Annotated in this window: 19 protein-coding genes and 3 pseudogenes; 8 read left to right on the forward strand and 14 right to left on the reverse strand. The window is 49.2% G+C overall.

Annotated elements, in window-relative coordinates; genetic code table 11:
- Window positions 1–230 precede the first annotated feature (230 nt).
- The 4 genes and pseudogenes from CRI63_RS24145 to uspE form a co-directional block, all read left to right on the forward strand.
- Window positions 231–361 (forward strand): annotated as a pseudogene (locus CRI63_RS24145) (AbgT family transporter); the annotation flags it as partial.
- Window positions 362–388: 27 nt separating this feature from the next.
- Window positions 389–904, forward strand: coding sequence for a methylated-DNA--[protein]-cysteine S-methyltransferase (gene ogt, locus CRI63_RS22820; protein ID WP_130208908.1), 516 nt, complete (start codon window positions 389–391; stop codon window positions 902–904).
- 194 nt (window positions 905–1,098) lie between these two features.
- Window positions 1,099–1,851, forward strand: a complete 753-nt coding sequence (gene fnr / locus CRI63_RS22825) for a fumarate/nitrate reduction transcriptional regulator Fnr (RefSeq protein ID WP_000611911.1) — start codon at window positions 1,099–1,101, stop codon at window positions 1,849–1,851.
- Between the two features lie 150 nt (window positions 1,852–2,001).
- Window positions 2,002–2,953, forward strand: a pseudogene (uspE, locus tag CRI63_RS22830) (universal stress protein UspE).
- 50 nt (window positions 2,954–3,003) lie between these two features.
- On the opposite strand, the gene CRI63_RS22835 reads toward uspE, so the two are convergent.
- Window positions 3,004–3,261: a DUF2534 family protein gene (locus CRI63_RS22835; protein WP_130222728.1), complete on the reverse strand. Its 258-nt coding sequence runs from the start codon at window positions 3,259–3,261 to the stop codon at window positions 3,004–3,006.
- Between the two features lie 243 nt (window positions 3,262–3,504).
- Between CRI63_RS22835 and ynaI the strand changes: the two genes are divergently transcribed.
- Window positions 3,505–4,536: a low conductance mechanosensitive channel YnaI gene (gene ynaI, locus CRI63_RS22840; RefSeq protein WP_130222730.1), complete on the forward strand. Its 1,032-nt coding sequence runs from the start codon at window positions 3,505–3,507 to the stop codon at window positions 4,534–4,536.
- Between the two features lie 57 nt (window positions 4,537–4,593).
- Here ynaI and CRI63_RS22845 read toward each other — a convergent pair whose 3' ends face one another.
- The 3 genes from CRI63_RS22845 to mppA all read right to left on the reverse strand — a co-directional run bounded on the left by CRI63_RS22845 (window position 4,594) and on the right by mppA (window position 9,403).
- The gene (locus CRI63_RS22845) at window positions 4,594–6,519 is read right to left on the reverse strand and encodes a GH25 family lysozyme (protein ID WP_135520905.1); all 1,926 of its coding nucleotides are present in this window, start codon (window positions 6,517–6,519) and stop codon (window positions 4,594–4,596) included.
- Window positions 6,520–6,522: 3 nt separating this feature from the next.
- On the reverse strand, window positions 6,523–7,509 hold the full coding sequence (locus CRI63_RS22850; RefSeq protein ID WP_130216102.1) for a GH25 family lysozyme: 987 nt from the start codon (window positions 7,507–7,509) through the stop codon (window positions 6,523–6,525).
- Window positions 7,510–7,789: 280 nt separating this feature from the next.
- The gene (gene mppA, locus CRI63_RS22855) at window positions 7,790–9,403 is read right to left on the reverse strand and encodes a murein tripeptide ABC transporter substrate-binding protein MppA (protein ID WP_130222734.1); all 1,614 of its coding nucleotides are present in this window, start codon (window positions 9,401–9,403) and stop codon (window positions 7,790–7,792) included.
- A 182-nt stretch (window positions 9,404–9,585) separates the two neighbouring features.
- On the opposite strand from mppA, the gene mpaA reads away from it, so the two are divergent.
- Window positions 9,586–10,314, forward strand: coding sequence for a murein tripeptide amidase MpaA (gene mpaA / locus CRI63_RS22860; protein WP_064527321.1), 729 nt, complete (start codon window positions 9,586–9,588; stop codon window positions 10,312–10,314).
- On the opposite strand, the gene ycjG is transcribed toward mpaA, so the two are convergent.
- Entirely contained in the window at window positions 10,289–11,254 is a 966-nt protein-coding gene (gene ycjG, locus CRI63_RS22865; RefSeq protein ID WP_135520907.1) for an L-Ala-D/L-Glu epimerase, read from the reverse strand. The two genes, mpaA and ycjG, sit on opposite strands and share 26 nt — an antisense overlap.
- Before the next feature lie 118 nt (window positions 11,255–11,372).
- Between ycjG and tpx the strand changes: the two genes are divergently transcribed.
- Entirely contained in the window at window positions 11,373–11,879 is a 507-nt protein-coding gene (tpx, locus tag CRI63_RS22870) for a thiol peroxidase (RefSeq protein ID WP_130216094.1), read from the forward strand.
- A 44-nt stretch (window positions 11,880–11,923) separates the two neighbouring features.
- Here the strand turns inward: tpx and tyrR are convergent, their stop codons facing one another.
- The 8 genes from tyrR to pspA form a co-directional block, all read right to left on the reverse strand.
- Window positions 11,924–13,465 (reverse strand): transcriptional regulator TyrR, encoded by a 1,542-nt coding sequence (gene tyrR, locus CRI63_RS22875; protein WP_130216092.1) that lies wholly within the window; start codon window positions 13,463–13,465, stop codon window positions 11,924–11,926.
- Window positions 13,466–13,612: 147 nt separating this feature from the next.
- Entirely contained in the window at window positions 13,613–14,674 is a 1,062-nt protein-coding gene (locus CRI63_RS22880; RefSeq protein WP_135520909.1) for a YcjF family protein, read from the reverse strand.
- Complete coding sequence (locus tag CRI63_RS22885) at window positions 14,671–16,068, reverse strand: YcjX family protein (protein ID WP_000825763.1); 1,398 nt, start codon at window positions 16,066–16,068, stop codon at window positions 14,671–14,673. The genes CRI63_RS22880 and CRI63_RS22885 overlap by 4 nt, the downstream gene beginning before the upstream one ends.
- A 118-nt stretch (window positions 16,069–16,186) precedes the next feature.
- A complete protein-coding gene (gene pspE, locus CRI63_RS22890; protein ID WP_064527288.1) occupies window positions 16,187–16,501 on the reverse strand; it encodes a thiosulfate sulfurtransferase PspE in 315 nt (104 codons plus the stop codon).
- Between the two features lie 74 nt (window positions 16,502–16,575).
- A complete protein-coding gene (gene pspD, locus CRI63_RS22895) occupies window positions 16,576–16,797 on the reverse strand; it encodes a phage shock protein PspD (RefSeq protein ID WP_096839698.1) in 222 nt (73 codons plus the stop codon).
- An 8-nt stretch (window positions 16,798–16,805) separates the two neighbouring features.
- Entirely contained in the window at window positions 16,806–17,165 is a 360-nt protein-coding gene (pspC, locus tag CRI63_RS22900) for an envelope stress response membrane protein PspC (RefSeq protein ID WP_000907387.1), read from the reverse strand.
- A complete protein-coding gene (gene pspB, locus CRI63_RS22905; protein ID WP_001274965.1) occupies window positions 17,165–17,389 on the reverse strand; it encodes an envelope stress response membrane protein PspB in 225 nt (74 codons plus the stop codon). Before pspB ends, pspC begins: the two co-directional genes overlap by 1 nt.
- 53 nt (window positions 17,390–17,442) lie before the next feature.
- Window positions 17,443–18,111, reverse strand: a complete 669-nt coding sequence (gene pspA / locus CRI63_RS22910; RefSeq protein ID WP_000511019.1) for a phage shock protein PspA — start codon at window positions 18,109–18,111, stop codon at window positions 17,443–17,445.
- Between the two features lie 166 nt (window positions 18,112–18,277).
- Between pspA and pspF the strand changes: the two genes are divergently transcribed.
- Complete coding sequence (pspF, locus tag CRI63_RS22915) at window positions 18,278–19,255, forward strand: phage shock protein operon transcriptional activator (RefSeq protein ID WP_023154543.1); 978 nt, start codon at window positions 18,278–18,280, stop codon at window positions 19,253–19,255.
- 130 nt (window positions 19,256–19,385) lie between these two features.
- Here pspF and puuE read toward each other — a convergent pair.
- A pseudogene (gene puuE / locus CRI63_RS22920) lies at window positions 19,386–20,650 on the reverse strand (4-aminobutyrate transaminase).
- Window positions 20,651–20,679 lie beyond the last annotated feature (29 nt).

The raw sequence follows: 20,679 nt of genomic DNA on the forward strand, positions 1-20,679 counted from the left end.
AAATTGGCAACTGATGGGCAAAACCGTTATAACACTGTCACCGGCTGACAGGAAGCAGGCCGGATTCAAGACGCGGATGCACTGCTGTGTGTACTGTAGAGTCTGGCGGATGTCGACAGACTCTATTTATTCATTTGTCTGCATTGCAGAAAACCACATTCTCGCTGGTGTCGGGAGAAGTAACGAAGCGGCAGACGCATTTAGCCCGGAAATCCACTTCAGCGCTATCGTTCAAACCAGAAACTAATCCAGGTACCTACTATTCATTAGTCGTACCGTACCCTCTTATCTTCTTGTGGTATGGCTGCTCATGTTGCTTGCGTGGTATCTTGTCGGTCTGCTGATTTGTCCGGGGGTGTTTACCCATATTTATCTTAAGAGAGAACGGATGCTGAGATTACTTGAAGAAAAAATTGCCACGCCACTGGGTCCTCTGTGGGTTATTTGCGATGAACAATTTCGTCTGCGGGCGGTTGAGTGGGAAGAGTATAGCGATCGCATGGTGCAATTGCTGGACATCCATTATCGCAAAGAAGGTTATGAGCGTATTTCCGCCACCAATCCCGGCGGGTTAAGCGATAAACTTCGTGATTATTTTGCCGGTAATCTAAGCATTATTGATTCCCTACCCACTGCCACCGGCGGTACGCCATTTCAACGGGAAGTATGGAAAACGCTACGCACTATCCCGTGTGGACAGGTAATGCATTACGGTCAACTGGCAGAACAACTAGGCCGCCCAGGGGCCGCGCGTGCCGTCGGCGCAGCCAACGGTGCAAACCCGATCAGTATTGTGGTGCCTTGTCACCGGGTCATTGGCCGAAACGGCACGATGACAGGATATGCAGGCGGAGTGCAGCGAAAAGAGTGGCTATTGCGCCATGAAGGTTATCTTTTACTGTAAACATTAAGCAATTTGTGCCTGCGTGTTCACAGTTTTACGTAAAGTTACCCTTAATAATCTAAGGTTTTTCAATTAGATAGACATAAATTTACATCTATTATCGGAATTCTCCGCTGTTAAGGTTTGCTTAGACTTACTTGCTCCCTAAAAAGATGTTAAAATTGACAAATATCAATTACGGCTTGAGCAGACCTATGATCCCGGAAAAGCGAATTATACGGCGCATTCAGTCTGGCGGTTGTGCTATCCATTGCCAGGATTGCAGCATCAGTCAGCTTTGCATCCCGTTCACACTCAACGAGCATGAGCTTGATCAGCTTGATAATATCATTGAGCGAAAGAAGCCTATTCAGAAAGGCCAGACGCTGTTTAAGGCTGGTGATGAACTTAAATCGCTTTATGCCATCCGCTCCGGTACGATTAAAAGTTATACCATTACAGAGCAAGGCGACGAGCAAATCACTGGCTTTCATTTAGCAGGCGATCTGGTGGGTTTCGATGCCATAGGCAGCGGTCATCATCCAAGCTTCGCCCAGGCGCTGGAAACCTCGATGGTGTGTGAAATTCCGTTCGAAACGCTGGACGATCTGTCCGGTAAAATGCCAAATTTGCGCCAACAAATGATGCGTCTGATGAGCGGCGAAATTAAAGGCGATCAGGACATGATCCTGCTGTTGTCGAAGAAAAATGCCGAAGAACGTCTGGCTGCATTTATCTATAATCTGTCCCGTCGTTTTGCCCAACGCGGCTTCTCCCCTCGTGAATTCCGCCTGACGATGACTCGTGGCGATATCGGTAACTATCTGGGCCTGACAGTTGAAACCATCAGCCGTCTGCTAGGGCGCTTCCAGAAAAGCGGCATGCTGGCAGTCAAAGGTAAATATATCACCATCGAAAATAACGATGCGCTGGCCCAACTAGCCGGTCATACACGCAACGTCGCCTGATTTTTCCGCATAACTCACTATCCTTCTGTCATATCATTAAATTTTTCTCATTTATTGATCTGGCAGAAGGTTCATCACTGTTTCATTCACCAGATCCAGGTTACTCTTTTAATACAAACTGCATTGACAGTTGTTGTAAGGAGACTCTGTATGGCTATGTATCAGAACATGCTTGTTGTTATCGATCCTAATCAGGACGATCAACCCGCATTACGGCGAGCTGTTTATTTGCATCAACGGATTGGTGGCAAAATTAAAGCCTTTTTGCCTATTTATGACTTCTCATATGAGATGACTACCCTACTCTCCCCCGGACGAGCGGACCGCCATGCGTCAGGGCGTCATTAGTCAGCGTACTGCGTGGATCCACGAGCAGGCGAAATATTATCTTAACGCTGGCGTTCCCATTGAAATTAAAGTGGTCTGGCATAACCGTCCTTTCGAAGCCATCATTCAGGAAGTACTTAGCGGTGGACACGATCTGGTGCTAAAAATGGCGCACCAACATGACCGCCTGGAAGCGGTGATTTTTACTCCAACAGACTGGCACCTGTTACGCAAATGCCCGAGCCCGGTGTGGATGGTGAAAGACCAACCGTGGCCGGAAGGGGGTAAGGCACTGGTGGCGGTGAATCTCGCCAGCGAAGAGCCGTATCATAATGCCCTCAATGAAAAACTGGTGAAAGAGACGATCGAACTGGCGGATCAGGTCAACCATACCGAGGTACATCTGGTTGGTGCTTATCCAGTAACCCCCATCAATATCGCGATTGAACTGCCGGAATTTGATCCAAGCGTTTATAACGATGCTATTCGCGGGCAACATTTACTGGCGATGAAAGCCCTGCGGCAGAAATTCAGTATTGACGAGAAAATGACGCATGTCGAAAAAGGTCTGCCGGAGGAAGTGATTCCCGATTTAGCGGAGCATTTACAAGCAGGCATTGTGGTTCTGGGAACCGTAGGACGCACTGGTATTTCTGCGGCATTCCTTGGCAATACGGCGGAACAAGTGATTGATCATCTTCGCTGCGACCTGCTGGTGATTAAACCAGACCAATACCAGACACCTGTCGAACTGGATGACGAAGACGACGATTAATCGTTCGTCACTTGCTTTCAAGGCCCGAAGTTACGGGCCTTTTCTTTTACTTACTTCTCATCTCCGCCGAGGAAATAAATACCCAGCGGGATTGCGAGTAACACGGTAAAGACCAGACTATAGACAAAAATCATCGATGACTGAATCACATACATTGATGTCGTCCATTCGGACAGCGGGATATTGTATTGTTCAATAACACCACCGATAGTCGCGCGAGTCACTACCGACGCCGCAATAATGAAAACCGCCAACAAACCTATGAGAAACTTTCTCCCCTTCGCTGACTTCAGTTTCGCCATGATCATAATGTAATCCTTTTGCAGATAAACCCTTTGTTACTTGTGTGTAACAATACCATGACATTTTGGTGTTGTCTGCCCTGAAAGCAATAGATTGTCGCGTAACATATCATCAACTCGTTGATAAATTAGCTAATATTGCTACTTCCTTCCCTGTCTATTGATGATATGCATGAATTATCGCGATAAAATAACCCCGCCAGGGGTTTCCGGCATGACGTCAACAATCTGGAGGAGCCTGATAAAACAATGATCGCTGAACTGTTTACAAATAATGCGCTTAATCTGGTCATTATTTTCGGTAGTTGCGCAGCATTGATTCTTATGAGCTTTTGGTTTCGCCGTGGAAATCATAAAAGAAAAGGATTCTTATTCCACGCAGTGCAATTTTTAATCTACACCATAATTATCAGTGCTGTTGGTAGCATCATTAATTATGTCATCGAAAACTACAAACTCAAATTTATCACACCGGACGCCGTTGATTTTATCTGTACGTCGCTGATAGCCCTTATCCTGACGGTTAAGTTATTCCTTCTAATCAATCAGTTTGAACGGAAGCAGATTAAAAAAGGCCGCGATATTACCAGTGCACGGATTATGTCGCGGATCATTAAAATCAGCATTATCATCGTCATTGTTCTGCTCTATGGCGAACATTTCGGCATGAGCCTTTCAGGCTTGCTGACTTTTGGCGGTATTGGTGGCCTTGCAGTGGGTATGGCCGGTAAAGACATTCTGAGTAACTTCTTTTCCGGCATTATGCTCTATTTTGATCGCCCCTTTAGTATTGGCGACTGGATCCGTTCTCCTGACAGAAATATCGAAGGAACGGTGGCAGAAATTGGCTGGCGAATGACTAAAATCACCACATTTGATCATCGTCCGCTGTACGTGCCGAACTCACTGTTTTCGTCGATCAGCGTAGAAAACCCAGGACGAATGACCAACCGTCGTATTACTACGACCATTGGTTTACGTTATGAAGATGCGGCTAAAGTGGGCGTTATTGTCGAAGCGGTACGCGAAATGCTTAAAAATCATCCCGCCATCGACCAGCAGCAAACCCTATTGGTTTATTTCAACCAGTTTGCCGATTCGTCGCTAAATATTATGGTTTATTGTTTTACCAAAACCACGGTTTGGGCCGAATGGCTTGCCGCCCAGCAGGACGTATATTTGAAAATTATCGATATTGTACAGTCGCATGGCGCAGATTTTGCCTTCCCCAGCCAGACATTGTATATGGAGAATAACACACTACCAGAACAGGTGAAGTAATAACCTGCAGAAACTGGATGGCGATATGTTTATTCGCCATCCAGTCTTATTTATTATTCAATTAACAGCAGCCAGCGCGACATTATTCTCGCCAGCTTTAAACTGAACATATTGTTCCTCAGTACCAAAGAAAACTTCAGACTCCGTGCTGTGACCGATCCCCGGCACCGTTTCATTCCCTGAATATTGCCAAAGCGTCCAGGGATTGCGTCCTTCAAGCTTCACACCAGCTTGTCCCCAATACCCCATCCACACCATATACTGCTCGAATCGGCTATCCATAAAATGTGACAGATTATTATGATTTCCATAAAATATGGGTATTTTATGATAATTTTGGTAGATTAAATCGGCAAAACGTAAAATATCATTCCGTGCATTAGCCATTCCCGATTTTTTAAAGCAGTTTAGTTGAGTTGTATCTTCACCTTCAGGATTTACCAATAAAATACCGGGCGGTAACATTTTCGGCTCTGCGGGCAGGAGACTTTTTGCTGTTTCCAATTGCGCCTCAGGTGTGCGACAAAAATCAAATTTGAAATAACCTCCACGGTCAAATTTGGAATCAGCTAATTGTTTCCAGTGAGACTTAAATGATGAATCGGGGCCTCTCCAGCCAACCACTCTCGCATAAACAAAACGCGCAGACGATTTTTCCTGGAATAATTTCCAGTCTATTTCACCATCGTTAGAAGAAATATCATGCCCGTGAATCGGGTAAATTTCCGGCGTTTTAAAAATACGAATGTCAGGACGGTTGGGAATTGCACTTACGGGGCCATAAGGAATCTCAATCGATTTATTATCTTTTTCCTGATTATCTGCGGGGACAGGGGCTGACTTATCAATCGAGAATGAGGCCACATCAATATTCGTAAACTCCCCTGCTTTACCCGCAGCCAGCTGAGTCTTATTATCCAGACGATTTGCCGCAGGTTCATTGATGAAGAAGAATCCCCCAGGACCCGCGGGCATTTCTGTTGCACCTATCCAGGCATCGCTTAAATGTAATCCCTTACCTTGTTCATCCAGTTTTTCATTAATATCTGAATATTGATCATTAACATAGATAAATAAACTCAACGTTCTGGTTATTCCTGCGTAGTATTCCTTTTTTCCATCTACCTTTACCATATACGACTTACCAAAACGTTCGTCGGCAACGCCATTCGTTACTCCTTTGATAATTGTATCGAAAAAGACACTACCGCGCTTTGCCTCCAGTGAGTAAACCTCTGTTTTATCATCACCGGCAGCTATTGCATAGGCACCAGGATTACTGTACGAGTTAGAATTACCCGCGCCGATAGTCATGCCATACAAGCCAGAACCAAAGCAAGCATTGACTAAAGTCAGAACATGGAAATAACGCTTTGCCAGAATATTAAGTTGTGTGTTCAGAGCTGGCATTTCATACATCCCTTTTGAACCATCAATATCCGTAGCGTTGCTCAATACAAATGCAGGGGCTTTATCAGAATTACCATTTTGAGTGCCAAAACGACCATGACCTGAATAAGCAATTAACAAGCGAGCTTTCTTATCAAACATCATCCCTCTGGCAGGTAAATATTCCTTTAAAAAATAATTAATATTATCTAATGAAGCTTCCTGATCTCTTAGTAGAATAACCTCATCAAACTTCTGTCCGTTGATCAGAAAATCAGCCATTCTTTGGCCATCCACCGCGGCTGCCGGAATATCTGCGTGTAATAGTGGATATTTTGAAATTGCAATAATCAACCCGATGGAGCGAGTTTTCGCTGCATCCTGATCGGGTATTTTTAACGCATCACTGATCCGGATATCCAGTTTCCCTGGGTTTTCTGGCCCATAGTGGACAAAAAAATGACAATATTCATCAGGGACCATTGCGCCATTTTTGCAAATGTCATCTGCGCGGACATCAGTCATTCCCAGTGATATTCCTGCAATTAACAGCCCCAGGAGCGTTTTACATAAATTTGGCCATCGCCTGTTCATGATTTAAAACTCCTGCACACCCAGAGTGGAATAAAACTCAGCGGTCGGGCCCTTGTATATACTGGCATCGAATTTCTGACTTGATCCCAAATTAAGCTGCGCAGCATCGGTAAACTGCCAGATTGCCCATTTTGTCTGGTTAATTGAACGCGGCGTTTCGCTGGCCTGTGCCTGATTAGAATAATCAGCCAGCCACAGATTATGTTCTGCAACCTGGGCAAAACTTTTTTCTCCGCCGACGGCATCTTTCCACCACGCCCGCGCAGTGTAGATAACCGGTTTACGCCCTAAATCGGCTTCTACCTGCGCGGTGAATGCCTTGATCATCGTGATTATTTCAGTGGGTTTACGCTTCTGCCAGCGGTCCTTACCTGTTGATGAATCTACATCCCACTCAACATCCACCGCCGGTGGCATATCTGTCGCCCTTAACCCGCCATTGGCTTTAATAACTTTAACAAACGTCATTGCCTGCTTGCGTCCCCACAATTCCGCGTCGTCTGCCGGTGTGCCACTGGAAAGAAAGTGGTAGGCCCCACGGTGAAGTTTTATCCCTCGCTCAGTATCCCCAGCCCGCTGCCAAAAACCGGCGAATTCAGGATCAACATAACGCGTTCCTTGACTGGACTTCATATACAAGAACACAGACTTATTTTTTGCCAACAGTTCGATCGGGAAGTTTTTACCGTTATGATGGCTGATATCCACACCAAATAAAGAACTGGGTCGTGGTTGATTCAATACCGAATCGTAAGCGACATCAGCCGGAAATTTAAAATATTTTTTTACCGCAAAGGAATCAAACTCTTTATCACGAGATGGATCCGATTCCAGTATTTTTACAAACAATTCTTGTCGTGAGAGATCATTCGTTAAGTTTTCCAGCCCCAACGACGTGGCATCGGGCAGTGATTCTGCGGCCAGACTTAAAGAAGGATAATGAAGGAGTAATAACGAGATAACTAAAGGAATAGCTAAGGATTTTTTCATTTTACCACCCCATTTTAGCTGTGTGTCTGTTTGCGAATGAAAACTTTCACAAGGAACGCAATACGTCTTGCGTTGTAAAGAAAAGTAAAGCACAGCATATATTGGGAGTATGTAATACACCTTTTAAATAAAATATTTGATTATTATTTATGCTGGACATTGGCAGAAAAATTCAAATAATTGTCTTGGGTGTGATTTTTATAGGGGGATTTTAAAAAAAGAAGGTATTTTATCGGGGTTGTTAAATCTGGCGCGCATAAACGCGCCAGATGACATCATATTAATGCTTCACAATATACATTGTGCGGCTATAGGCCACATCTTCCGGGTTATTAATGGGATAACCTTTCAACCACGGTTTGATTAATCGCCCATTGGTATACTGGTAAATCGGTGCAATAGGCGCTTGTTCTATGAGAATTTTCTCTGCCGCGTTGTAATCAGCATTGCGCGCTTTAACGGTATTTTCAGTCGATGCCTGGGCCAGCACTTTATCGTATGCCGGATTATTAAAACGTGAAATATTTCCCGAGTGCGTTGACGTTAACAGTGTCAGGAAGGTAGACGGTTCATTATAGTCCCCAACCCATGATGCGCGGATAACGTCAAAATTACCGGTGTTACGGCTATCGATATAGGTTTTCCATTCCTGATTTTGCAATTTGACGTCCACACCAAGATTCTTTTTCCACATCGATGCTACGGCAATCGCAATTTTCTGATGGTTTTCTGAAGTGTTATACAAAAGCGTCAGCTTCAGCGGTTTTTGCGGACCATAACCGGCTGCGCTCAACAAAGTTTTTGCCTGCGCATTCAGTTCTTCCTGACTCATTTGTTCAAACGGCGAAGGCTCCGGCGTAAATCCGGCAGTAACATCTGGCGTAAAATGCCATGCTGGTTTTTCACCGGTGCCTAATACTTTTTCCGTCATCAGGCGGCGGTCAATCGTCATACTTAATGCCAAACGAACGCGTTGATCTGCCGTCGGACCTTTTTGCGTATTGAAGGCATAATAATAAGTCCCCAGCTGCGGCGGTGTATAAACCTGCCCTGGAATATCCTTCAACAGCTTTTGATACATATTTTTCGGGAAGGACTCAGTGATATCAATATCACCTGCAAGATAACGTTTCGTGGCAGCGGACTCCTGGTTAATCGGCAGGAAAGTCACTTTTTGCAGTACCGTTTTTGCGTTATCCCAATAATGGGTATTCGGTACAACCACCAGCTTTTCATTCACCACGCGTTCTTTAAGCACATATGCGCCGTTGCCGATAAGTTTCCCTGGTTTTGTCCAATCTTTACCGCTTTCAACGTTGGCTTTTTGCACCGGGAAGAAGGCAAAGTTGGCCGTCAAATTAACAAACCACGGCAATGGCTTATCAAGCTGGATTTTCAGGGTATGGGCATCAACGGCAGTGACGCCAAGTTGGTCAGGCGTAGCTTTACCATCAATAATCGCCTGAGCATTGTTTACCCCCGCCAGTGCGGCAAACCAGGCAAATGGGGACAACGTTTTCGGGTCTACCAGACGTTGCCAGCTATAGACAAAATCCTGCGCTGTAACCGGTGTGCCATCTGCCCATTTAGCATCATCGCGCAGGGTAAAGGTCCAGATACGGTTGTCATTGCTTTTCCACCGGGTGGCGACGCCGGGGACAATCTCCCCTTTTTCATTCTGATTCACGAGTCCTTCAAACAAATCGCGAATCACCTGAATCTCCGGCAAACCAACCGCTTTCGCGGGATCCAATGATGCAGGCTCATCCTTAATATGACGCACCAGCTCCTGCTTGTCTGCCAGTACTGTGCCGCTCGGAACATCAGCAGCATACGAAAGAGAAATGCTGCTGACTAACAGCGCACAACAAGTTACTGAAACAGAGTGCTTCATAAGTTACCCTCAAACCGACATTAAAATTGATGCGTAATTATTTGTTTCTCCTTGAAGAAATGCAAATAACTTCCGGCAAAAAAGTGATAAAAGATCGATAACATATCGTTGTCGAAAAGGATTTGATAATCCACAAAATTTGCACAACACTGCCTGTAATACTTCTATTATCAGAGACGATTATGACCGTGACTCGCCCACGCGCCGAACGGGGCGCTTTCCCCCCAGGAACTGAACATTACGGACGTTCATTATTGGGTGCGCCGCTGCTCTGGTTTCCCGCCCATGCCGCCAGTAGCGAAAGTGGTTTGATTCTTGCTGGTACCCACGGCGATGAGAATTCTTCCGTCGTCGCCCTCTCCTGCGCATTACGCACATTAACACCGTCTCTGCGCCGCCATCATGTTGTGCTGTGTGTGAATCCCGACGGTTGCCAGTTGGGTCTACGTGCCAATGCCAATGGTGTGGATTTAAACCGAAACTTTCCCGCCGCCAATTGGAAGGAAGGAGAAACGGTATATCGCTGGAACAGCGCCGCCGAAGAGCGCGACGTTGTCTTGCTGACCGGAGATAAACCAGGCTCCGAACCTGAAACCCAGGCGTTATGCCAGCTCATTCATCGCATTCAACCCGCCTGGGTCGTCTCGTTCCACGATCCTCTGGCATGTATTGAAGATCCCAGACACAGTGAATTAGGTGAATGGCTGGCCCAGGCGTTTGAATTGCCGCTGGTAACCAGCGTCGGCTACGACACCCCCGGTTCCTTTGGCAGTTGGTGTGCAGACCTGAACTTACACTGTATCACTGCTGAGTTTCCCCCCATCTCCGCCGATGAGGCCAGCGAAAAATATCTTTTTGCGATGGCGAATTTACTGCGCTGGCATCCTAAAGATGCAATTCGCCGGTCGTAAACTGAAGAGCCGGTTCCACATCCACCGCCAGCCAGGTCGGCCCGTCGAGATCGGCGAAGCTGACCTGCGGCGCCAGCGGTAATGCTGCGCTAATGGCGCGTGAGGTGCATAACATGCAGCCCAACATCAGGCTGAAACCTTGTGCACGCGCTTCTGTTGCCAGCGCCAACGCTTCCGTCAGGCCGCCGGTTTTATCAAGCTTGATATTAACCATCTCATAGCGCCCTTTCAGCGCCTTCAGGTTGCTGCGGGTATGACAACTTTCGTCCGCGCAAATAGGCAATGGATGGATAAAATTCTCCAGCGCCGCATCGTCCTGAGCCGGGAGAGGTTGCTCCAGCATTGCGACGCCTAAATCGGCCAGCAACTGGCATCGAGCCGCCAGTCCTTCCGCACGCCAGGATTCATTAGCATCAACAATTAACGTCGCATCCGGCACTGCCGCGCGAATCGCCACCATCCGCTCGCTGATAAGATGATTATCCAGCTTCACTTTTAGCAGCTTAGCCCCAGCCTGCCATAGTGCTGCGGCACTGCCTGCCATCTGATCCGGCGTACCGATCACTACCGTCTGCGCAGTGGTGATCGTTTCAGGAAGAGAGATACCGTTAAGTACAGCCAGCGTCTGCTGCTGTTGTCTTGCGGCCAGATCCCACAGCGCACAATCCAGCGCATTACGCGCTGCACCGGCAGGCAGAACTTTTTGCAACTCTGCGCGCGTCAGCCCTTTTTCCAGTTGTGGGACCACGCTCATTATTTGCGCCATAACTGAGGCATCACTTTCGCCATAGCGCGGATAAGGTGTACATTCGCCCGTACCTTTGACGCCATCTTCTTCCAGTTCAACCACCACCACGCGCGCTTCACTGCGGCTTCCCCGCGCAATAACAAACGGGGTATGTAACGGCCAGGCTTCCTCAAATACCTTAACGGTTCTCATCTTTACTCCTTGTTGCCGCGGTGGTCTGCGGATTAAGCGCAAATAGCGATTGCTGTGTTATTGACAGTTAGCATAAACTAGGCGTGACGTTAACTATATGTAAACAGGAAAGATAATCATGTCACAAATCGTTCATTTCCAGGGCAACCCGGTTACAGTCGCCAATTCCATCCCGCAAGCGGGTAGCAAAGCGCAGACTTTTACTCTCGTGGCAAAAGATCTGTCTGACGTCACCCTCGGTCAGTTTGCAGGTAAACGCAAAGTGCTGAACATTTTCCCGAGCATTGATACCGGTGTTTGCGCCGCATCAGTACGTAAGTTTAACCAACTGGCAACCGAAATCGACAACACGGTTGTGCTGTGCATCTCCGCCGATCTGCCGTTTGCCCAGTCTCGTTTCTGCGGCGCGGAAGGTCTGAACAACGTTATCACTCTCTCCACTTTCCGTAACGCTGAATTCCTGCAAGCTTACGGCGTTGAGATCGCTGAAGGTCCACTGAAAGGTCTGGCGGCACGTGCGGTTGTCGTAATTGATGAAAATGATAATGTGATTTTCAGCCAGCTGGTAAATGAAATCACCACCGAGCCGGATTACGAAGCAGCTCTCTCGGTACTGAAAGCGTAAATTATTATGCCTGATGGTATTGCGCCATCAGGCATTTATCCCACTTATTCTTCGTTCTTCTTCTGGCTCAATCCATATTCCCGCAATTTGTTGGCAATCGCGGTGTGTGAAACGCCCAAACGTTTTGCCAGTTTGCGCGTACTGGGGTAATTGCGATAAAGCTGGGTTAATACCGAACGTTCAAAACGGCTGGTGATTTCGTCCAGCGAACCTTCCATTGCATCTTCACCAACGGCTACAGTTGCAGCGTCATAATCCGGCAGCAAAATATCCTGCGGACGCAGTTCATAACCTTCCAGTTGCGTCAGTGCGCGGTAAATGGCGTTTTTCAACTGCCGCACGTTACCCGGCCATGCATAACGCGTAAGCACGGTATTTAGATCTGCAGCTAATTTCGGACGCGGCACTCCCTGCTCGTCGGCAAAGCGTGCGACGAACAGTTCGGTTAACGGCATGATGTCCTGCGGACAGTCACGTAGCGGCGGCAGATTTAACGTCAGCACGTTCAGACGATAATAGAGATCTTCGCGGAACACGCCTTTTTGCACCAGCTCGACCAGATTCTTCTGCGTCGCGCAAATTACCCGCACATCCACATGCACTTCGTGGTCTTCCCCTACTCGACGGAAAGTGCCATCGTTGAGAAAACGCAATAATTTTGCCTGCATTCGTGGCGACATCTCGCCAATCTCATCCAGCAAAACCGAGCCGCCGTTCGCCTGTTCAAAGAATCCTTTTTTCCCCTCCGGCGCATGCCCGAAGAGTTCGCTCTCAACAGCATCTTCTGGAATAGAAGCACAGTTCAGCGCCAGATAAGGTTTACTCGCACGCGGGCTTGCCTGATGACAAGCGTAAGCAAAGAGATCTTTACCTGTGCCGGTATCACCCGTGATCAGCAGCGGTGCGCTTAACATTGCTAACTTTTGCGCCTGCTCTACCGCATGCTTCATTTTAGGACTGATGGCGACAATCTGACTGAAGGCGCTGACATCCTGGGCGGCCACATTTTGCAACTGACGGCCCATACGGATGGTTGAGCGCAGCATCACTACCGCACCGGTCAGGACATGCTGGTCGTTTTCATCCTGAAGATAGACTGGCGTTATCTCCATCAAGAAATTTTGTCCATTAATCACTACATGTTCGTTATGTGAATCCTGCGGGTCGCTCTCAAGCCAACGTAAAAAATTAAATCCGTTAATCAATTGCGCAGCGGTATGATTACGTAAGCGCTCCAGTTTTTGCCCGAATAGCTGACAGCTCGCCGGATTTGCCATGTCCACCTTGCTTTTCATATCGACAGAAAGCACGGGTTCAGGCAATGCTTCAAGCAATGCGCTCAACGCCTGATGTTCTCGCTCGGAAGGCATCCACGGCACAGTGCGCACATCGGTAACGCCCGCAATACGGCGTATTTCCGCCATCAAACTGCTGAAACTGTCAAAATCCAGTTCGGCAAAATTCAGGTAAATCCGCCCGATTGGGTCAATCTCAATACCGCGTAAATCGATGCCTCTTAACACCAGTAGGTCGAGCAATTCGCGGGTCAGACCGAGTCGGTCTTCACAAAAGACTTCCAGACGCATGGGAACCTTCACATGAAAAAGAAACAATAAATATGATGATATGACACTATTCGAGTAGCAGGAAGGTTTCTGTCAACAAACATTGACACAACGATGGATAAACGGGCACTTCGGCGTAAAGGTATCCGATCAGTGCCCGAAAGTGCACTATTTTTCGCCGGACGTTTTGCTCTTTTGTAACGTCTCTTTTACCTGACCGATGAGCTGACGACGGAAATCACCCAAACGTGGTTTGTCATTGTCAATCCACGGCAGCGGGCGGCAAAGTTCCATCGCTTTGATCCCCAGTCGTGCGGTCAGTAACCCGGCACCTATTCCCTGAGCGGCGCGAGTAGACAAGCGCGCGGCGAGATCCTGCGACATCCAGTCCATCCCCACTTCACGCACCAGTTCGCTGGCACCCGCGAAAGCGATATTCAGCAAGACCAGTTTAAACAGGCGCAGACGGCTGTAATACCCCAGTTCAATGCCATACAGCGTGGCAATGCGATTAATCAAACGCAGATTGCGCCAGGCGATAAACGCCATGTCCACCAGCGCCAGCGGGCTGACCGCAATCATCAACGTCGATTCCGCCGCCGAACGGCTGATTTCCCGACGCGCCTGTGCATCCAGTACTGGCTGAACGAGATGGGCATACAAACTAACCACTTCACGATCGTTCTGCGTTTCATGGATTGAGGCATACCAGCGTTGCAGCGCCGGATGTGACTGATCGATTCCCGCCTGCTGCGCCAGTTTTTCGCAAAATGCGCGGCCTTTACCCGTGCCGTGGCTGTGCAACAAATCGCGTGCTTCGTCGCGTTCGTGCGCACGCTGGCGCAAGCGCCATAAGCGCCGCCATTCTGTTACCACAGAACCCACGCCAGCGCCGATAATCAATGCCCCAGCGGCACAACCGCCCAGCGCCACCCAGTCCTGAGTTTGCCAGGCGTTCATTGTCCACTGCACGCCCTGACCGACAACGCTTGCGCCAAACAGAGCCAGCCCGCCCATCACCATTTTGCGCCACAGACTGCGTTTCGGACGTAACGCGGCATCCATTACCGCTTCGACTTGCCCCTCTTTTTCCTGCGCTTCGTCGAGCGTGGCCGGGGCAAAATTTTGCGCCTGATTTTCGTCAAAGGTCTGCTGCGCCCTGAATTTTGGACTCTGATCGACCTCCAGCGGACCGTCGAAATCAATACGTGGTTTTAACGGTTCGGTCATCGCAATTTATCTCCTATTAAAAATTCCAGCGCAGCATCAAGACGAATATGCGGTAGCGGTTTGTCGACATCCATTACCTGCGGACGAAACGCTTCAAACTGGAAGCCTTGCTTATCCCAGAACGCCTGACCGGGCAAACGTGCGGGAACTTCGCCAGGATAAACAGTGAGCGGTGCGCCATCGCTGAGTCGATTACCGCGCAGCGCCGGGATTTTCTCACCGTTAACATCAATAATGCCGCTGGTGGTCGCCTGAACTGACGCCAGCCCCAGGCAGTCCATGCTGATCCCTTCGAACGCCGCATTTTGCCAGGCATCCTGAATCAGTTGTTGCAGTAATGAAACCATATTGGCGTGCTGATCGATGGTCACATGGTCCGCTTTAGTGGCAGCAAACAATAGCTTATCGATAACCGGCGAAAACAAACGCCGGAACAGGGTACGCTGCCCGTAGTGGAAACTTTGCATCAGCTGCGTCAGCGCCAGACGCATATCATTAAATGCCTGTGGCCCACTGTTGAGAGGTTGCAGGCAATCCACCAGCACAATCTGGCGGTCAAAGCGCAGAAAATGATTCTTATAGAACCCCTTCACCACTTTCTCGCAGTAATAATTAAACCGCTCGCGCAGCATTCCGGCGTTGGTGTGTTTATCGGCCTGCGCCAGTTTGGACTCGCCCCAGGCATCGACATCCGGCCACGGGAAGAATTGCAGCGCGGGCGCTCCTGCCATATCGCCAGGCAAAACAAAGCGCCCTGGCTGAATAAAGTGCAGCCCCTGCTGTTTACAGTGGTGGAGATAATCGGTCCACGCGGCGGCAATGTCTGCCAGTCGGTTTTCGTCGGCAGGCGCTAACGGATCCAGACCTTCGCACATCATTCGCCATTTCGCCGACCATTCGCCGCGCTGACCATTAAGTAAGCCCGTCATCTGGCGCGACCAACTTAAGTAATCCTGCGCCAGCATCGGCAGGTCGAGCAGCCATTCGCCGGGATAATCCACAATCTCAAGATACAGCGTGGAGGTGTCTTTGAAGTGACGCAGCAGTGAATCATTCGATTTAAAACGTAGCGCCAGGCGGATTTCACTGACGCCGCGCGTTGGCGTCGGCCAGGCGGGAGGATCGCCATATAACTGCGCCAGCCCTTCATCATAGGTGAAGCGCGGAATGCCAAAGTCACGCTGGGGAATGCGTTTTACGCCCAGCAGGCGCTCTTCACGCACCGCACTTAATAGCGGCAAACGTGCTCCGGCATGAATATTGAGCAACTGATTAACCATCGCGGTGATAAACGCTGTTTTGCCGCTGCGGCTAAGTCCGGTTACAGCGAGGCGCAGGTGCCTGTCGACACCCCGATTCACCAGCGCATTAAGTTCATTTTTAAGTCGCTTCATTGCTGTCCTGTGCCAGAAAGCCGTAGAAAGGATTAGATACTGGAGATAATAATGTGGGTTAATTTTGATTTATCAAATGAATAAGCGGCGTTATTTACACCGCTCAGGCAATAATTTGTTAACCTTTGACCTTCGGCATTTCGATGTCTTTCAGGCCACCGACGTTCTCAACGTGGGTATATCCCATCTCGTTGAGGATCTCTTTTGCCTGCCCGGACTGGCGTCCGGCGTTGCAATACACTTTCACGGTGTCGTTTTTATCCGGAACGGCGGTGGCTATGCGCTCTTTCACTTCCTTCAGGGGAATATTGATGGCCCCCTGAACGTGCTCTTGCTGATACTGCTCTGGAACACGAACATCTATCCAGTGTTCAGCGGCGAAAACAGGCAGTGAAAACACCAGAGTCAGAGCAAGTAAGCCTTTTTTAAACATATAAGTATCCTTCTATGGATGAAAATTGCCATCCATTATACGCCTGAGATCTAACAATTTTTGCGGAACTCCCCTCACCTTTTATAACGCTGCGCCAGTTTATTGGCAGCCCGACTTAACAGCGGTTCCAGCGCCACAGCCAGCAACATTTTCAGCGGTCGGCGAGCAACTGATTTTATCGCCCAACCAGCCACACCCGCCGGGCCATAGCGCAGTGCGGTAAGAAGTACCAGCTTGCCTGCTAATTTGAAACCAGGCTTCATCTTTTGCCCGGCCTGTTGCCAGCGAGTATTCATAACTTTCCTCACAGTTGACGGAAACGGCTACGTAACGTGAAAGTATCGGAAGTGACATAACGTTCCATCTCGCGTAAACGCGTTTCACTGGCCGCCAGTTCACGGTCGACTTCATCCAGCAATTCGCTGCTGGAAGGTAGCTGCTCACCAAAGGCCATGTTGTCCGGCATTGGATCAAGCGCAAATGACAAAATGATGTAAGCAACCAGGGTAAACAGCGCCAGACCGAAGAAAATCGATAGCACCACCAGAATACGTACCAGTTTTACCGGTACATCAAAATAGTTAGCAATCCCGGCACAGACCCCGCGAACCATGCCCTGTTGTGGAATACGCCATAATTTTTTATTGAGATTAATACCCGCCATTAGCGATCCCTCCAGTTCGGATGTTCAGCATCAAGAATTGATTCCAGCGCCTGAATACGCTCGCGCATCCGTTTTGCTTCATCAGCCAGTTGCGCTAATCGCTGTTGTTCGCTTTGCGAAAGCTCTCCACGACTGGAGCGGTTGCTGTAATGCAGCCATAACCAAATCGGTAAAACAAACAGCACAAAGATGGTTAACGGAATAGCCAGAAATAGCGCGCTCATAAGTACTCCTTAAGGGATGAGCGGCGGCGTGTTCGGACGCCGCCTGGATGTTATTATTGATTGTCTTGCTTCATTTTGGCTTTTAATTGTGCCAGTTGTTCGCTGATTGCATCATCGGCTTTCAGTTCGGCAAACTGATCGTCCAGCGATTTTTGTTTGCCGAAACTGTGGCTTTCCGCTTCTGCTTCCATCTGGTCGATACGGCGCTCGAAAGATTCGAAACGGGCCATCGCTTCATCCAGTTTGCCACTGTCCAACTGACGACGCACATCGCGCGACGAGTTTGCGGCCTGATGACGCAACATCAATGCCTGCTGGCGAGCACGAGTTTCGCTCAATTTGTTTTCCAGCTCGCCAATCTCTTTCTTCATACGCACCAGCGTATCGTCCACCAGCGTCACTTCATGTTCCAGGCTCTTAATCAGATCGGTCAGTTTCTGTTTTTCAATTAACGCCGCACGCGCCAGGTCTTCTCTATCTTTCAGCAGCGCCAGTTCGGCTTTTTCCTGCCACTCAACTTCACGCGCCGACGCTTGTTCAATACGGCGAGTCAGCTGTTTCTTTTCCGCCAGCGCACGTGCCGAAGTAGAACGCACTTCAACCAGCGTGTCTTCCATTTCCTGGATCATCAGACGCACCAGTTTCTGCGGATCTTCCGCTTTCTCTAACAGAGCGTTGATGTTGGCATTCACGATGTCGGCAAAGCGAGAAAAAATACCCATAATGTTGTCCTCTTGATTTCTTCGTTCAGGATTGTCCTGCTGAACTGTTAATACAATTTGCGTGCCAATTTTTTATCTTTTTGATTTATAAAGATCTGATTGAAGAATCAACAGCAACATGCCAGGATGAATTAGCGAATTACACTAACAAGTGGCGAATTTCATCATGGCAGAATACAAAGATAATTTACTCGGTGAGGCGAACAGCTTTCTCGAAGTGCTGGAACAGGTTTCGCATCTCGCACCGCTGGACAAACCGGTGCTCATCATCGGCGAGCGCGGAACAGGTAAAGAGCTGATCGCCAGCCGTCTGCATTATCTCTCCTCTCGTTGGCAAGGGCCGTTTATTTCCCTTAACTGCGCGGCGTTAAATGAAAATCTGCTGGATTCCGAACTGTTTGGCCACGAAGCTGGTGCGTTTACCGGTGCGCAAAAACGTCATCCAGGGAGATTTGAACGTGCCGACGGCGGTACGCTATTTCTTGATGAACTCGCTACAGCACCGATGATGGTGCAGGAAAAATTATTGCGCGTGATTGAGTACGGTGAACTGGAGCGCGTTGGCGGCAGCCAGCCATTACAGGTGAATGTACGGTTGGTATGCGCGACGAATGCCGATCTCCCGGCGATGGTCAATGAAGGTACTTTTCGCGCTGACCTGCTCGACCGGCTGGCTTTCGATGTAGTGCAACTGCCACCACTGCGCGAGCGCGAAAGCGACATTATGTTGATGGCAGAACACTTTGCCATCCAGATGTGTCGGGAAATCAAGCTGCCTCTGTTCCCGGGTTTTACCGAGCACGCCAGAGAAACATTGCTGAATTATCGCTGGCCGGGAAATATTCGTGAATTGAAAAACGTGGTGGAACGTTCGGTGTATCGCCACGGCACCAGCGATTATCCGCTTGATGACATCATTATTGATCCCTTTAAACGGCGTCCACCTGAAGAAGCCATTGCCGTTTCAGAAACCACCTCGCTTCCGACGCTGCCGCTGGATTTACGTGAGTTTCAGATGCAGCAGGAAAAAGAGTTGCTGCAACTCAGTTTGCAACAGGGGAAATATAACCAGAAACGCGCGGCTGAATTGCTGGGGTTAACCTATCATCAGTTCCGCGCGTTGTTGAAAAAGCACCAGATTTAGCGGAGTTGGGCAATGCGATTCGCCGGATGCGGCGTGAACGCCATATTCGGCCTACATAATCAATACGTCGTTTGCAGGCCTGATAAGCGCGGCGCATCAGACATTATTGCGTTGATCCCGCTTCTGCGTATTAATCTCTCAGTGCATCCTGCAAAATTTTCATTGCCGCATCGAATTGCGCATCCGGGATGGTCAGCGGATACAGGAAACGAATCACGTTGCCATACGCGCCGCAGGTCAGCAGTAGCAGCCCCTGCGCCAGCGCGCGTTGCTGGATTTTCTGTGCAATTGCCGCGGACGGCTCGCCCGTTTGCGGATCGTTAAACTCTGCTGCAATCATCGACCCCAGACCACGTACTGCCGCGATCGCCGGAACGTTTTCTTTGGCCTCAATCAGCGTGTTTGTCAGGCGCTGGCCCAGTTGATTCGCGCGTTCGCAAAGTGATTCTTTGTCGATAATGTTGAGCACCGCGTGCGCGGCGGCTACCGCCAGCGGGTTCCCGGCGTAGGTGCCGCCAAGCCCGCCCGGCGCGGGCGCGTCCATAATATTCGCGTTACCGACCACGCCCGAAAGCGGCATGCCGCCCGCGAGGCTTTTCGCCATCGTCATTAAGTCTGGCTTATCGGCGTAATGATCCATCGCAAACAGCTTACCGGTACGCGCAAAACCGCTTTGCACTTCATCGGCAATCATCACAATGCCATGCTCGTCGCACAGGCGGCGAATCGCAGAAACCAACTCTTTTGGCGCCACGTTAAAACCGCCTTCGCCCTGCACCGGTTCGAAAATAATCGCCGCCACCTGCTTCGCTTCAATGTCCGATTTAAACAAGCGTTCGATGGCATCAAGGGAATCTTGCGTCGAAATGCCATGCAGTTCTGACGGATACGGCACGTGATACACCGAACCGGGGAACGGGCCGAAGCCGATTTTGTACGGCGCGACTTTTCCGGTCAGCGCATGGTCATATACGTGCGACCGTGGAAGCCGCCGCTAAACGCAATCACGCCAGGGCGTCCGGTATGGGCGCGGGCGATTTTCACCGCATTTTCCACCGCCTCCGCGCCGGTGGTGAAGAACGCGGTTTTAGCCTGCCCGCTCACCGGGGCAAGGGCGTTGATTTTCTCCGCCAGGGTGACGTAGCTTTCATACGGCACAATCTGGTACGCGGTGTGGGTAAACTGTTGCAGTTGCTGCTCCACCGCCGCGACCAGTTCAGGGTGGCGATGCCCGGTATTCAGCACCGCAATGCCTGCGGCGAAATCGATGTATTCGTTGCCTTCAACATCCTTCAGCGTGGCGTTTTCAGCCGACTGGGCGAAGAAGTTACACATCACGCCAACCCCGCGCGGGGTGGCAGAAAGACGACGCTGATGGAATTCATTGTTGCTCATGTTTCACACCTTTTGACTCTTCACTGTTA

The organism is Escherichia sp. E2661 (assembly GCF_004745185.1).
Taxonomy (GTDB): domain Bacteria; phylum Pseudomonadota; class Gammaproteobacteria; order Enterobacterales; family Enterobacteriaceae; genus Escherichia.

Excerpts from the sequence above, each read along its gene's own strand:
- ogt (WP_130208908.1), top strand. The coding sequence starts at position 389 with ATGCTGAGATTACTTGAAGAAAAAATTGCCACGCCACTGGGTCCTCTG.
- fnr (WP_000611911.1), top strand. The coding sequence starts at position 1,099 with ATGATCCCGGAAAAGCGAATTATACGGCGCATTCAGTCTGGCGGTTGT.
- CRI63_RS22835 (WP_130222728.1), bottom strand. The coding sequence starts at position 3,261 with ATGATCATGGCGAAACTGAAGTCAGCGAAGGGGAGAAAGTTTCTCATA.
- ynaI (WP_130222730.1), top strand. The coding sequence starts at position 3,505 with ATGATCGCTGAACTGTTTACAAATAATGCGCTTAATCTGGTCATTATT.
- CRI63_RS22845 (WP_135520905.1), bottom strand. The coding sequence starts at position 6,519 with ATGAACAGGCGATGGCCAAATTTATGTAAAACGCTCCTGGGGCTGTTA.
- CRI63_RS22850 (WP_130216102.1), bottom strand. The coding sequence starts at position 7,509 with ATGAAAAAATCCTTAGCTATTCCTTTAGTTATCTCGTTATTACTCCTT.
- mppA (WP_130222734.1), bottom strand. The coding sequence starts at position 9,403 with ATGAAGCACTCTGTTTCAGTAACTTGTTGTGCGCTGTTAGTCAGCAGC.
- mpaA (WP_064527321.1), top strand. The coding sequence starts at position 9,586 with ATGACCGTGACTCGCCCACGCGCCGAACGGGGCGCTTTCCCCCCAGGA.
- ycjG (WP_135520907.1), bottom strand. The coding sequence starts at position 11,254 with ATGAGAACCGTTAAGGTATTTGAGGAAGCCTGGCCGTTACATACCCCG.
- tpx (WP_130216094.1), top strand. The coding sequence starts at position 11,373 with ATGTCACAAATCGTTCATTTCCAGGGCAACCCGGTTACAGTCGCCAAT.
- tyrR (WP_130216092.1), bottom strand. The coding sequence starts at position 13,465 with ATGCGTCTGGAAGTCTTTTGTGAAGACCGACTCGGTCTGACCCGCGAA.
- CRI63_RS22880 (WP_135520909.1), bottom strand. The coding sequence starts at position 14,674 with ATGACCGAACCGTTAAAACCACGTATTGATTTCGACGGTCCGCTGGAG.
- CRI63_RS22885 (WP_000825763.1), bottom strand. The coding sequence starts at position 16,068 with ATGAAGCGACTTAAAAATGAACTTAATGCGCTGGTGAATCGGGGTGTC.
- pspE (WP_064527288.1), bottom strand. The coding sequence starts at position 16,501 with ATGTTTAAAAAAGGCTTACTTGCTCTGACTCTGGTGTTTTCACTGCCT.
- pspD (WP_096839698.1), bottom strand. The coding sequence starts at position 16,797 with ATGAATACTCGCTGGCAACAGGCCGGGCAAAAGATGAAGCCTGGTTTC.
- pspC (WP_000907387.1), bottom strand. The coding sequence starts at position 17,165 with ATGGCGGGTATTAATCTCAATAAAAAATTATGGCGTATTCCACAACAG.
- pspB (WP_001274965.1), bottom strand. The coding sequence starts at position 17,389 with ATGAGCGCGCTATTTCTGGCTATTCCGTTAACCATCTTTGTGCTGTTT.
- pspA (WP_000511019.1), bottom strand. The coding sequence starts at position 18,111 with ATGGGTATTTTTTCTCGCTTTGCCGACATCGTGAATGCCAACATCAAC.
- pspF (WP_023154543.1), top strand. The coding sequence starts at position 18,278 with ATGGCAGAATACAAAGATAATTTACTCGGTGAGGCGAACAGCTTTCTC.